Below are 14241 nucleotides of genomic sequence, written 5' to 3' on the forward strand. Positions count from 1 at the left end.
TCTTTCTTTAGTAGAAAGAAACTGTTTTTTATATGTCTTTGCCATTATCATAAAATAAATCATCATGTCTTCCCCGGTCAACTTCTGGTTGAATCGTGACATGGTCAATGTGATACTTGCTCTTTAATAATTTATTAATCTTATCGTAAATTAATTGGACCTGATCTAAGGGCATATTTTTCATATTAACGTGAGCCGAAAAAACGATGCTGTTTTCATCCACCATCATCGCGTGCACGTGGTGAACACCGGTTACTCCATCAATTTTTAATAGATCTTTTTTAATGGCAGCGTAATTCAGTTTGGGTGCACTTTCCATCAAAATCCCCACCGTTTTCCTAATGATGGGCCAACTCTCCCACATAATGTAAAGTGCCACTAAGATGGTCACAATTGGATCCACAATTGTCCAATTCAAGAAAGCAATTAAGATTCCACCAATGATAATTCCAAGCGATGACAACGAATCACTCAACAAGTGGAGGTAGGTAGCTCTCATGTTCAAGTTGTGCTTAGCGCCTTTATTTAACAAAAAAGCAGAAAAGAAGTTGGCCACAGTTCCGACAACTGCAACCACCAGCATTACTGGCCCATTAATTGTTTCTGGATGTGAAATTCGCTTAACAGCTTCAATAATCAAAAAAAGCGAAATTAAAATCAAAAACAATGAATTCAAGAACGCCGAAATAATTTCAGCTCGTTTAAAGCCATAAGTGTTCTGTTTGGTTTGTTGTTTTTTACTTATTCGATGAGCAATATAGCTCAATACAATTGAAATGGAATCCCCCAAATTATGGAAGGCGTCCGAAAGAAGTGACAAACTTCCCGAGAAGATCCCACCCAAAAATTCAAGAATCGTAATGACTGCATTTAACACCGTTACTTCGAAAAATCTCATTCCAGATAATTGATCATTATTCATAATCTTTCTCCTTTAATTCGACTTAAAAAATGTTCCCTGTATAGTGACTCTCTGGCATCTTAGTAAAATCATAAGCCTGGAGTTGCTCGCCGTTTTTCAGGTAAGCATGCAAACTTTCTGAGATCATTAGGTTAAGTGGTTCATCCTTTTGCTGAAAAACCACAACGGGCTTTCCCATTTGAACCCCCGCACCAATCTCATACGCAGTACCACTATCAACATTACTACCACCAAAATCAACCACAGCCACCACTGCTTTAGCTGCTTCTAGATTTTCCATGTCACGATGATAGATCTCGTTCGCCCATGGAAGGGTAAACTGCTCATTTTCAGCGTCCTGATGTTTACGTGGCGAATAAAAATCAGTCACCGTTGGATTTGCCTCTAATGCGTGTTCAACAACTTCAATTCTTTGAATTTGTTCGTTACTAAAAAATGGACTTGCTAAATAAATTTGAGCCATGTTAACTCTCCTATTTTCTGTTTAGTCTTCTACCATTCGCCATTCACCCTCGCCAGCTTTTGAAATTAAATTCAAAAAGTGAAGAGCTTCTTTCGCTTGGTCCTGATCGTGTTTATATAATTCGTTTAATCCGGCACCCGTATTAACTGGTCGTGACAGATTAAACTGACCTTTTTTACCAGACTGACCAGTTGCCATTGCTACCACAATCTCGCCACTATTAACCCTGGTGATAATGAAGAAAATGGTAAAATCATCGTCTTTTTTCATGTAAGCAGGCATTGCCCAAATGTCGTCAGCAATTTGCTGCATCTCATAGTCTTTGAACTTATAGTCAAGGTGATTCTTCTCATTCACCGGCTTATTAAGTACAAACATCATTTTATCAAAGGATTTTTCACCTAACTGGATGTTATCTTCCACGTAACATTCTCCTTACTTTACTAACTTTATTGTAGCAAATTTTAAAAAATTTACATACTAATTTTTGGAAATTATCTTTTCCATATCATCAGGCAACTTGGCTTCAAAATTTAACTGCCGTCCTTGAAACGGATCAAAGAAAGAAAGCGTAAAAGCATGTAACGCCTGGCGTTTAATTCCCCGATCAAGTGGACCATGATAAAGTTCATCACCAAGCAGCTGGTGACCAATCGATGTCATGTGAACCCGAATCTGATGGGTACGCCCAGTATGAAGTTTAATTTCTAATAGTGATGCATCACTTAAGTCTTTTTTAACCCAGTATTCCGTCTGTGCGGCCTTTCCCGACGTAGTCACTTGTCTCGCAAAGTTATCACCAATTCGCCCAATTGGCTGGTCAATGAGCCCGTGCTTTTGTGTCATTTTGCCAGAAACGATTGCTAGGTATCGCTTATCAATTTCATGACGATTCAGCTCTTCATTGGCATAACTATTTGCCAAACGATTTTTAGCAACTAAGACCACTCCACTAGTAAACCGATCCAAACGTGTAATAATGTGCGGTCGTAAATTTGCGGCCTCTTCGTTTATTAAATAGCCCTTAATCCGATTCACCAGTGTATCGGATTGGTTGCTTGGACCTGGAACCGACGTTAACCCAGCTTCTTTATTAACCACTAGCCAATTCTCATCTTCGTAAATTACATTAATTGGTTCAAAACTAACCGCAATTCGTGGATCAGATAATTCATTTGGGAGAAAAACAGAGACGACATCATCAAAGGAAACGTTAACCGACGGCTTGACGGTCTTAGCATTAATCTTAAAAGCATTTTTCGCTCGCTTTAAGTCTGCATACATCCGATGACTAATCCCATGTTGACTCAAAAAGGCCTTGAGCGATATGGGACTAGTATGAGAACTTTTAAAATTAACTTTCATGGTTTTTTGCTCCTTTGACCAAAATAAATAAGGCGATGCATCAAATGCACTGCCCTAATTAAATATTTTTCTGCGTAAAAATTTAATATCCCATACACCAACGGCTCCCATAGCTAGTAGAATAATTCCACAAACTACAAAGGTTAATGCGGGCTTATTGGAACTAAATACCGAATCAATCCCACCTAAAGCAATCGGCGCTAAAAAGATTCCACAATTACTACCAATCAACAAGATTGAAGTGGTTAAGTTCAAAGTTCCTTTGGATGAAATTTCAGTTGCAATGTTTAAAATGTAGGAAACCACAATCGCATCAAGAAAAGTTACTAGGAAAAAGCCAAGCGCCGCACTAAAGAACGAGTGTGATAACCCAATCCATAGCTGACAAAATCCACTAGCAATAATTCCGACAGGCAATAAATATTTCTTCAACTTCATCAGTGCCATACTGAAGACTATACCACCAACTAAACCAAAGATTGGGGCAATACTGATAACAACCGCTGACTGTTGCGTGGAACCAATCCCGGTTCCTTCAATAAATTCAGCAATTCGAACGGTGGCACCCACATACGTAATTTGATATCCAGCAAGTAGCATGGTCCAGAAAAGAACATCAGTATTAATCTTTGGAAAGTATTTGTTTTTTCGTTCCGCTTGATAATGTTCCACTTTTGGTGGTGACGGAACAAAGAAGAAAAACAAGATGGCAACCGGAAATGCCAAGGTATAAATTAGAAAAGCACTATGCCAACCAAAATCAACTAGTAATGCACCAGCAACGTACGCTGAAATGGCATTACCCAACATCTCAAATCCACTTCTAACTCCCATCAGTTGATTCTTTTCTTTTCCCTTAAAGAAGGTTCCAATCAGACTAACGGCCAGTCCATTCAACAAACCAAGTCCAATTCCAAAAGCAAATCGTGAAATAAGCATTACATAATAATTAGTAACAAAAATGGGAATCACTCCAGCGATTCCGCTGACCAGCAACCCGAGTATAACGGTTCTTTTGGCACCAATCTTTTTAGCAATCCAACTACTTCCAAGCAGGAAGATGATCACTGCTAAAGCTGGCATGGTGGCAATTAACTCAATACTTGAATATGAATGCCCTGGAAATGCACGCTGCCATTGTGGTACTTCCGCTGAAACTGACAGTGATGACGCTAAAACTAACGAAACCGCCAACAACGAAAACTTCATCATTGGGGAATACTTTTTCTTTTGTTGATCCATGAACACCCACCATCCCTTGTTACTTAATTTATTACTTAATGGATCGATTATACAAAAAAAGAGTGGCAAATGAAAGCCACTCTTGCTTAATCGACTAATTAATTGTTTATTCTTTAATCTTTCCCATATGAAGGGTGAAAGCATTCACAGCCACAATGATGGTTGAAGCTGACATAATCAAGGCCCCAACGGCTGGCGAAAGGATAATTCCAATTGGAGCTAAGATCCCAGCAGCAAGTGGCATTGCAATGATATTGTAGCCAGCTCCCCACCAGAGGTTCTCAACCATTTTCCGGTTAGTTGCTCTGGCAAGGTCTAAGAAGTCAATGATATCTTCTGGATCACTTCTAACCAGTACAACGTCAGCCGATTCGATGGCAATGTCGGTTCCAGCACCGATGGCCACTCCAATGTTAGCACGTGATAAACTCGGAGCATCGTTGATACCGTCACCAACCATCATGACATCATTACCCTTATTCTGATACTCTTTGATGATTTCTTCCTTATTTTGTGGAAGTAGTTCGGACCGATAATCAATATCACCCAATTGATGAGCAACTCGCTTAGCAGCCAAGTCATTATCACCAGTGAGCATTACGGGGGTAATGTTCATTCTTCTAAGTGCCTTAATTAAGTCAATTGACTTAGGACGAAGAACATCTCCTTGGGCAATCACCCCAAGCACCTTATCATCACTTACCAAGTAACTAATCGAATTACCTTGACTAGCAAGATTATCAAATTGTTTATGATCGTAGTCCATGTGATTATCAGTCAGATACTTAGCTGTCACAATCTTATACTCTTTTCCGTCAATTTGTCCCGTTAGTCCAACTCCCTGAATGGCTTGGACGTTCTTGGCTGGGACGACGGAAACTTGCTCCTTTTTAGCCTTGGCTAGGATTCCAGCTGCTAGAGGATGACTAGAATTAGCTTCAAGATCAGCAAATTTAGTCAGAAGTTCTTCGTTACTCATATCGGAATCAGAGATTACATCATTGACTTGAAAGACTCCTTCAGTCAGAGTCCCAGTCTTATCCATAAAGACGTAATCCAAACGTTTAACCTCTTCAATTGACTGACGATTTCTGATTAACAGTCCATTCTGAGCGGCAATTGAGGTACTTCTAGCTACGACTAGTGGGATGGCTAAACCTAAAGCGTGGGGACATGCGATAACCAGGACCGTAATCATTCGTTGCAGTCCATAACTTAATCCGCTTAAAATCGTCCAAACGACCAATGCTAAAATTCCAATGATCAGGGCGCCATAGAACAACCAGCGCGAAACCTTGTCAGCTAACGTCTCCGCTTTTGATTTTTCCTTTTGAGCGGCTTGCACCATTTTAATAACTTGAGCTAGGTATCCATCTTTAGCAGTGGCGGTAACTTTGACTTGCATACTACCATCACCGTTGACGGATCCACCAATTACTTTACTTCCCTTTTTCTTAGTCACTGCCTTCGACTCACCAGTTACTAAGGCTTCGTTTACAGCACTAGTTCCAGAATCAACCACGCCGTCAGCTGGAACTTTTTCACCCGGTTGAACCAAAACAATGTCGCCGGCTTTTAACTGGTCTAGTTGAATATCCTTAGTTTCTCCGTTAGATTCAACCAAATGGGCTGTGCTTGGAAGTAGTGCAGCCATCTTTTTAAGCGCATCGCCAGCATTCATGACCGCATCCATTTCAATCCAGTGACCTAGTAGCATAATGACAATCAAGCTTGCTAGTTCCCAGAAGAAATTCATCACATGACCGTTTGGATTAATGAAGGTATTCATAATAAAAGCATACAAACTATAAAAGTACGAAGCTGAAATACCTAGTGTAATCAACGTCATCATTGCTGGAGCATGACTTTTCAACTCATTTTTGGCTCCACTAAAGAATGGTTGACCACCATAAAAGAACAGAATGGTTGAAAGAATCATTACAATCCAATCAGACCCCGGAAAAGTAATCTGAAACGGCAACTTCATCCCCATAAACGGAGAAAGTAATAAGATGGGAATCGTAATAATCAATGAAATCCAAAAGCGCCGTTTGAAGTTTCCCATGTTCATCATGTGGCCGCCACCCATATCCATTGAACCGTTTCCCATGTTCATAGATCCATGATCCATTTTCATCGAACCATGGTCCATTTTCATTTTAGAATTACCCTTCATGTTCATTTGACTATTATCACTGTCTTTGGGGTTCATATTTTTCATATTATGGTTATCATGATTCATATTCATTTTCCCCATTGAATCATGTTTTCCATTGTCCATATCCTTCATTAAAAAGCTCCTTTCTATTGACAATCCATGCCCATATCGCCTGGTAAACAGTTACAATCCACTTTATCGGGGGCGGTTTTTAGCTTTTGGCTCAAAACTTCACCCAACTTGTGAATATCACTCTTACTAATCTTACTTTGGTTAATCAAATCCATAATGGTCTGGCCCTTACGCATGTCGCACATTTGTTCAAAAAGTTCTTCAGCACTTAGATTCATCGCATTCTGTTCGTTAACAGTGGGCGAATAAACGAAATAGCCTCCCTTTTTAGAACGAGTTAACAAACCTTTCTTAACCAATCGACTAAGTAACGTTTTAATCGTTGACTCTTTCCAATCACGTTTTTTCGTAATCGTGTCAATGATTTTTCGTGATGAGCTATCTCCCATCGTCCAAATCAACCGCATAATTTGCCATTCAGCGGGCGTAATTTCTTCAATTTTTTTGGTTTGATCCAAATAATTCACCTCCAATTCATGGTTTACATCTGTAAATTCAATGTTAATCATAATCTACATCTGTAAACTTTGCAACCATTTAATCTATTTCTCAATAAAAAATCGCTCAATCATTGAATTATAACGATCGAGCGATTTTTATTTTAATATTTCCTAAGATAAACTTTATCAACGATGTGCCCCACACCTTTATGAATAATAAGGTTGGCTCTTTCACGTGTTGGTAAAATGTACTCCTTTAAGTTCGGTAAATTGACGGTTTTCCAAACGTTTCCCGCCATTTTAACCGCCTGTTTTGGCTCCTCTTTTGCGTACTTATAGTAATAATTAGTTGGATCCTGAAAAGCCGTTTTCATTAACTTCTTAAAACGATTAAGGTACCAAGTCTCAATCAGATCTGGATTAGCATCGATATAGATCGAAAAATCAGTAAAATCACCAATATAGAGTTTCTGATGATCAGGAATTTGAAGCGTGTTAATTCCTTCAATGATTAAAATGTCGGGATTAGTGATGACATCATAACGATGAGGAATAATGTCATACGTTTGATGAGAGTAGACTGGTGCTTTTACTTCTTTCACACCAGCCTTAATCTTAACCAAAAATTGAATCAATGATTCCATGTCATAGCTTTCAGGAAACCCTTTACGATCAAGAATGCCCTTTTCTTTTAAGACTTTCGTTGGATACAAAAAACCATCAGTCGTGATTAGTTGCGTCTTCATATCTGGTAATAAATCGGTAAAAAGGTATTGAAGCAGACGCGCTGCGGTTGATTTCCCCACAGCTACACTTCCCGAAATTCCGATGATAAATGGAATTTTAGGCGTTTTACGTTTTAGAAAATCACTTTCAGTAAGCTCCCAATCTTGGTAATGCTTAGAAGCCAGTTCTAATAAGCGTACCAATGGCATGTAAATATCAGAAACATCGTCAAGTGAGATCTGATCATTAAAGGCCTTTAATCTTTCCAAATTAGCCTGTGTAATTGGAGCAGATTCATTTGGATAAAACTGTTTCCATTCATTTTTACTAAATTCATAGAAATCCTTCAACAAAACTCACCTACTTGGTTACTAAATCATACTCATCCTTTGGAACGTCCTTAAACGTTGGTGATAACTCCCCAACTGAAATCACGTCCAGGCGGTGCATAGCACGACTACAAATTGTGTACACTAACTGGTCATCACGCTCCGTTGGATATTCTTCTTTAGAACCATTCCACATTACAACGGCGTCAAACTCAAGTCCCTTAGCTAGATAGGCCGGAACAACAATAACACCCTTGACCAACCGCTGATTTTCGGTTTGAATCAACGTGGATTTAATCCCATCTTTTTTTAGCTCATCATGAACTCGTCGACACTCATCTAACGATTTAGCAATGACGGCCGTGGTATCACTCGCCTGATCATTTACCTGAATCGTATTCTTTAAAACGTTTATTCCATTATTAAAATCTTTGACAACGTTAATTTTAGGAAGTTCGCCACTTCTAGCAAACGACTGGATCGTACTGCCATCTGGGATCAAATGCTTGGTAAAATCAGTGATTTGTTCAGTTGAACGATAAGACTTATTAAGTTCGATTACCTTGGTCTTCTCAGGATCAAACATCGTCTTCATTTCCCGCAAAAGGCTGTTACTACTCTCATGCGTGAAGATCGCTTGGTTGAGGTCTCCCAGTAAAGTAAACTTAGCCCTTGGAAAATTAAACTTGAGGTAAGCCAACTGAAATGGGGTATAGTCTTGAACTTCATCGACAAATAAATAACGCATGTGAATATCAGGACGTTTCCCAGATATTAAATCATACAAATAAAGATAAATTGAAATATCAGCATCACTAATTTTGCCATTCTTTAATCGCTCAATTGATTTTTCAACCCCGTCATTCCATTCCTGTTCATCAATTCCATACTTGCTCAAGTCGGTAATTCTAGGAACGTTTCTGATTAGATTAACGAACTGAAGATTGATACTAACAAATCGACCGCGAGTAATGGCCTTTCTAACGTTTCTAAAAGCGTTTTGGACAATCTTTTTAGCCAAAAAGTTATATTCCTTATCGGGATTATCCATACTTTCGCCATATTTAGCGTAAATGGCCTGAAGTTGTTGCTGGTCAAGTCCTTCAATGGTTTCTTCGACCCACTTCTTTTTCATCTCACTCCCAATGTGACGATTTAAAATCTTATTCAGTTCTTCCTTGGTAGCTTCCAAACGATTCCGTAAGTTATAGTTCTCGTTAAAACTGTAGTAAATTTCGCTAATATCTTCCTTAGAAATAAAGACATTATCTTCAAATTTAATGTCTTTAAACTGAAAGTTTTCCTTATTTAAATGGTGGGCGTACTTTCCAACTAGATCAAAGAAATCCAAGCTGTTTTTGAAGTCAACCACCTTTTGTTGGTGTTTTTCATGAGTTTCGACAAAACGTTCACCAATGGTTTCAACCTCCAAGTGGGGAACTCGTCGGTTGGTGTACTGGTAATACGTCATCTGAACCATATTTTGTTCCCCTAACTCGGGTAGGACTTCATTGATGTAGTCATTAAAAAGTTGGTTGGGGGAAAATAAAATTACCTGTCCAGAATTCAAATTACCACGATAACGATAAAGTAAGTATGCAATTCGTTGCAAAACAGCAGCCGTTTTTCCTGACCCGGCCGCTCCTTGAACAAAAAGCAAATCAGAATCAGTATCACGAATGATCTGGTTCTGCTCTTTTTGAATCGTGGTAACGATGCTCTTCATTTTGGTATCAGACTGATGACTGAGATTTTCCAGAAGTAAGTTGTCTCCAAGGGCTTCGTCTGTATCAAAGATGGTTTCAATCTTACCGTTCTTAATTTCAATCTGTCGCTTTAACTTGACGTCAACCTTTTGGGGACCAGCCGGTGAATCATACGTCATTTCACCAATTCCACTATCATAGTAAATACTAGAAATAGGTGCCCGCCAGTCGTACACCAGATAATCGTCAGGATTATCGGTAAATGACGCTAGGCCAATGTAAATGGTTTCAGTGTGTTTCTCGCCTTCTTCGTGAAAATCAATTCGAGCAAAGTAGGGATTTTGATCCAGCCGTTTTAGCGTATCGAGATCCCTTGCGGCGTTCTTCCAGCGGTTCTCACGTTCCGAAAGTAATTGCTGTTGCTGTCTAACCGAGACACCCGTCTCCATCTGTCCACTATATGTACTTGTCTTTAAACGAACATCGTTAAAAAAGTTCTTTTGGATTTCCGATTGGTCACCCTTCGCTTTTTTAATTTTTTTAGCAGCATCGACCTCTGCCATTTCAATTTTGCTTTCAACAAAATCAAGGTGTTTCTGTTCTTCATCTTTAATTGAATTTTCCAACGGATAATCCCTCCTGCTTGCTAAACTTGATTAAATATTCTAACATATTAACTCAACTGAACAAAATATATAAACCAAGGTGATCGTAATATGGACTCAATCTCATTAGTAATTGTTCTACTTGCGGCCCTAATAACTCCATTAGTTATGGCACGATTCCACATTTCAATGCTGCCAACCGCAGTCGTTGAAATTTTAGTTGGAATCATATTAGGACCCAGTTTATTCAACATCGTTTCCGACTCAAACATTTTATCCATTCTTTCCAAGATTGGTGTGATCGTTCTGCTGTTTTTGAGTGGAATGGAAATCGATTTTTCCTTATTTAAACCCAAAAACAAAAATCCCAGTGAACTAGAAAAAAAATCAAGCAAAACTGCTCCACGATTTTCATCCGTTCAACTAGCCTTTATGGGGTATGCAACGGTTATCATTCTAGCATTAATCCTAGGATACTTCTGTAAACTAACTGGACTATTTAGTGACTTCTGGTTAGCTTCAATCTTGTTTGCTACCATTTCACTTGGTGTTGTCATCGCAGCCTTAAAGGAAAAAGACGTCACTGGAAGCGCCTTTGGCCAAACCATCCTGTTAATTGCTGCCCTTGGTGAAGTTTTACCGATCTTTGCCCTGACGATCTACGCATCGGTATTTGGTTCCGACAGTAAGTCACTATGGCTCATCCTGATTCTATTTGTGGTAGCAGGTTTTTTATTGTGGTGGTTTAAACGTTTCTTCAAGGTTTCAGACCAAATCAATAAATCAACCACTCAGATTGACATTCGGCTAGCCTTCTTCATCATCGTTTTACTATCAACGATTGCCGTCTTTGTTGGATCAGAGGACATCTTAGGAGCATTCATCGGTGGAATGGTCTATAAATTACTACAACCATCCGAAACCACGAAAGATCGATTGGATTCAATCGGATATGGGCTCTTTATCCCGGTCTTCTTTATCATGAGTGGTGTTGGTTTGAATGTCAAAGAGTTGCTGTCAAACCCAGCGACTTTGGTTCTAATCCCTGTTTTCTTTGCTAGTTACATCATCGCGAAGTTGGGACTTTATCCCATCTTTAGGTTACGTTTCAATAAGCAAAACTCACTGGCTGGAATGGCCCTTCCGAGTGCAACCATCACCATGGTTCTGGCAATCCTCCAAGTTGCTAAGGGGATGAAAGTGATCACATCTCAACAATCGGGGGCATTTTTGCTTGCAGCGATTATCACCTGTATCATTGGCCCACTGGTCTTTAACAAGGCCTTTAAAGTCGAACCAGAAACCTATCCTAAGATTAAGGTTAATTTCTTTGGGGTTAACTTAACTACCATCCCAGTCGCTCAACAACTTTCAACTGGGTGGTACGACGTTAACGTATACACTGATAATCAGGAGCACTACCGCTCCTATAACAGTCAGGCTAACGTTCATCTTGTTTCTAAGCTTGACCCAAGATTTCTAATTGACAACGGCTATTTTGACTGCGATATCGTCGTCATGGCATACTTTGATTCCGAGAAAAGTTACGAGTTGGCCAAGTCGGCTAAAAAGTACGGTGTCAAACGGGTTATCGCTCGTTTTGAAAATCGCGATGTCCTTGATAAGCATCAAGATGAACTCCTTTCTCTAGGAGTCGAGATATATAACAACCTTGCCGTTAATATTGCCATGCTAAGAGAGTTGATTGAGGTCCCGTCAACATTTAAGATGATTGAATCTAACGAATCAGTTCTCCATGAAGTTAAACTAACTAATCCGAGTTTGGCTAACATAGCAGTCAAAGACCTTCCCTTTAGTAGTGACATTACCATTAACGAAATCTTTCGCGACCATAAACTACTTCATCCGACCGGTGAGACGATCCTAAGATTAGGTGATCAAATTATTTTCTCAGCCCAAAAGGGAACTGGAATTCAAATCAGAAGTGATTTTAACCCGGAAGCATCACAAAATTAGATTAATTAATCCACTGACTAAGATGATGTCAGTGGATTTTTTATCGCGTTCATGATGATTTACGCAAAACAATATAATGATTATTTCAAATGATTACTAAATTATACCAATTCCATCCGTCCCGTTTATCTTGGACGTTAAAATATGCTAGAATTAAGCAACTAGTGAATCAGGGGGAAATAAAAATGACTTCAATCAATTTATATTTTGTCAGACACGGCCAAACATATTTGAATCGTTACCATCGTTTACAGGGATGGGCAGACTCAGCTTTAACCGATAAGGGAATCACCGATGCAATCGATGCTGGAAAACACCTTAATAAGGTTGATTTCAACAAGGCATATAGTAGTGATACCAAAAGGGCCCGTGACACCGCGGAACTAATCCTAAAAGAAAATCCATCAGGACTAGTTGAACCGATCGAAATGGAAAACCTCAGAGAAGAGAATTTTGGATATTTTGAGGGAAATGACATGGGACAAGTTTGGCACATCATTGGGGGGCCATCTGGCGCTGATTCATACAGTCAAATGATCGCCACTTATACGATGGAAAAGACCCGCGACATGATTGCTGACGCCGATCCATACGGGGATGCCGAAAATGATTCACAGTTTTGGAAACGAGTTCAAACTGGGCTGGACGAAATCGTTAACAACGCTGAAGATGGTGATGATATTCTCATTACCGCTCATGGAACTCTCATTCGAAGTATCGTTAGTCGTTTTAGTGACATCGATATTAGTGAACCCATTCAGAATGGCAGCGTCACTAAAGTTGATTATAAAGATGGCGATTATATTATCAAATACTATAACAACATTTCAGATCCAGTCTAAAGGAGTATAAATGATCGACAACTTTACTGATGTAATTACAATTGGTTTAGATTTAAATGATGCTAATTTTCAGTACTCAATGGAGGAACTTAACAACTTAGTCACCGCGAACAACATGCATAGCGTTGAAACCGTGACCCAAAAATTGGATCACCCTGATCCAGCAACCTACTTCGGCAAAGGTAAGGTTGAATTTCTAGAACAACTCGTCAAAACGTCTGGGACAGATATCATTGTGGCAAACGATGAACTCAGTCCTAGTCAAATTCGAAACCTTGAAAAATTAACCAACGCTAAAATCATTGACCGAACTGGGCTAATTTTGGAGATCTTCGCCAATCGAGCTCGTTCTCGTGAAGCCAAGTTACAGGTCCAGCTTGCCAAACTAAACTATCAACTCCCAAGGCTCCGTACTAGTGCTAGTCAACGATTAGACCAACAGTCTGCTGGTGGCGGACTAGCTAACCGTGGTGCGGGTGAAACCCAAATTGAATTGAATCGTCGAACCATTCAACATCAAATCACGCACGTTCGTCACGAATTAAAGGAAATTGACAAATCATACGACACTCAAAGTAAAAAGCGCAAACAAAACGATTTGAAAACCATTGCTCTTGTTGGTTACACCAACGCGGGCAAATCCACGATTATGAATCAACTGGTAAAACGATTTGGTGAAAACGAGGAGAAAGAAGTTACCGTTAAAAACATGCTATTTGCCACCTTAGACACCAGCGTGCGAAAGATTGAGCTACCAAACCATAAACGTTTCCTTGCAACCGACACGGTTGGTTTTGTCAGTCAACTTCCGCATCAACTAATTCAAGCCTTTAAATCAACTTTAAAAGAGGCAAGCAACGCTGATATCTTGGTACAGGTAGTTGACTACTCTGACCCAAATCAAGAACTAATGATGCAAACTACTGAAAAAACTCTAAGAGAAATCGGGGTCCCCGACATTAACATGATTAAGGTCTTTAATAAGGCTGATAAGAGTGGAGAAAATTATCCCGTTCGTGAAGGCAATAACATCATCATGTCAGCTCTTGACCCTGATTCAATTAATTTATTAATCGACATAATTTCTCAAAACTTGTTTAAAGATTACGTCAAAAAGACGTACCTCATCCCTTTCAGTAGTGGCCAAGTAGTTTCGGACCTAAATGAAAACGAAACGGTCTATCAGACTGACTACACCGATCAGGGAACGAGGTTGAAAGTTGAACTTCCCGAAACATCGGCCAAAAAATACCAAAAATACGAAGTTAATTAATAAAATTACATTGACATTTAATATGGATCGCGGTTAAATGGTCCTATACTAATTTAAGAGA

General features: G+C 39.3%; 12 protein-coding genes. 3 read left to right on the top strand and 9 right to left on the bottom strand.

The window, feature by feature from the left end; all coding sequences use genetic code 11:
• Positions 1 to 28: 28 nt before the first annotated feature.
• From AC6UD1_RS02485 to helD, 9 genes are all read right to left on the bottom strand, one after another.
• Positions 29 to 922, bottom strand: a complete 894-nt coding sequence (locus AC6UD1_RS02485) for a cation diffusion facilitator family transporter (RefSeq protein ID WP_500693514.1) — start codon at positions 920 to 922, stop codon at positions 29 to 31.
• Positions 923 to 944: 22 nt separating this feature from the next.
• Positions 945 to 1385: a nucleoside 2-deoxyribosyltransferase gene (locus AC6UD1_RS02490; protein ID WP_500693513.1), complete on the bottom strand. Its 441-nt coding sequence runs from the start codon at positions 1383 to 1385 to the stop codon at positions 945 to 947.
• 21 nt (positions 1386 to 1406) lie between these two features.
• Positions 1407 to 1808: a hypothetical protein gene (locus AC6UD1_RS02495; RefSeq protein ID WP_500707205.1), complete on the bottom strand. Its 402-nt coding sequence runs from the start codon at positions 1806 to 1808 to the stop codon at positions 1407 to 1409.
• 57 nt (positions 1809 to 1865) lie between these two features.
• The gene (locus tag AC6UD1_RS02500; protein WP_500707207.1) at positions 1866 to 2750 is read right to left on the bottom strand and encodes an RluA family pseudouridine synthase; all 885 of its coding nucleotides are present in this window, start codon (positions 2748 to 2750) and stop codon (positions 1866 to 1868) included.
• A 54-nt stretch (positions 2751 to 2804) separates the two neighbouring features.
• Entirely contained in the window at positions 2805 to 3992 is a 1188-nt protein-coding gene (locus AC6UD1_RS02505; protein WP_500693510.1) for an MFS transporter, read from the bottom strand.
• Positions 3993 to 4098: 106 nt separating this feature from the next.
• On the bottom strand, positions 4099 to 6282 hold the full coding sequence (locus tag AC6UD1_RS02510) for a heavy metal translocating P-type ATPase (RefSeq protein WP_500693509.1): 2184 nt from the start codon (positions 6280 to 6282) through the stop codon (positions 4099 to 4101).
• 14 nt (positions 6283 to 6296) lie between these two features.
• The gene (locus AC6UD1_RS02515; RefSeq protein WP_500707208.1) at positions 6297 to 6740 is read right to left on the bottom strand and encodes a CopY/TcrY family copper transport repressor; all 444 of its coding nucleotides are present in this window, start codon (positions 6738 to 6740) and stop codon (positions 6297 to 6299) included.
• Positions 6741 to 6883: 143 nt separating this feature from the next.
• Positions 6884 to 7798 (bottom strand): type I pantothenate kinase, encoded by a 915-nt coding sequence (gene coaA, locus AC6UD1_RS02520; protein WP_500707209.1) that lies wholly within the window; start codon positions 7796 to 7798, stop codon positions 6884 to 6886.
• Positions 7799 to 7808: 10 nt separating this feature from the next.
• On the bottom strand, positions 7809 to 10109 hold the full coding sequence (gene helD, locus AC6UD1_RS02525) for an RNA polymerase recycling motor HelD (RefSeq protein ID WP_500707210.1): 2301 nt from the start codon (positions 10107 to 10109) through the stop codon (positions 7809 to 7811).
• A gap of 90 nt (positions 10110 to 10199) precedes the next feature.
• Between helD and AC6UD1_RS02530 the strand changes: the two genes are divergently transcribed.
• The 3 genes from AC6UD1_RS02530 to hflX all read left to right on the top strand — a co-directional run bounded on the left by AC6UD1_RS02530 (position 10200) and on the right by hflX (position 14180).
• The gene (locus AC6UD1_RS02530) at positions 10200 to 12065 is read left to right on the top strand and encodes a cation:proton antiporter domain-containing protein (protein ID WP_500693506.1); all 1866 of its coding nucleotides are present in this window, start codon (positions 10200 to 10202) and stop codon (positions 12063 to 12065) included.
• 185 nt (positions 12066 to 12250) lie between these two features.
• The gene (locus AC6UD1_RS02535) at positions 12251 to 12907 is read left to right on the top strand and encodes a histidine phosphatase family protein (protein ID WP_500693505.1); all 657 of its coding nucleotides are present in this window, start codon (positions 12251 to 12253) and stop codon (positions 12905 to 12907) included.
• A 10-nt stretch (positions 12908 to 12917) separates the two neighbouring features.
• On the top strand, positions 12918 to 14180 hold the full coding sequence (gene hflX / locus AC6UD1_RS02540; protein ID WP_500707211.1) for a GTPase HflX: 1263 nt from the start codon (positions 12918 to 12920) through the stop codon (positions 14178 to 14180).
• Positions 14181 to 14241: the final 61 nt, after the last annotated feature.

Source organism: Fructilactobacillus sp. X8R1C1 (assembly GCF_059900945.1).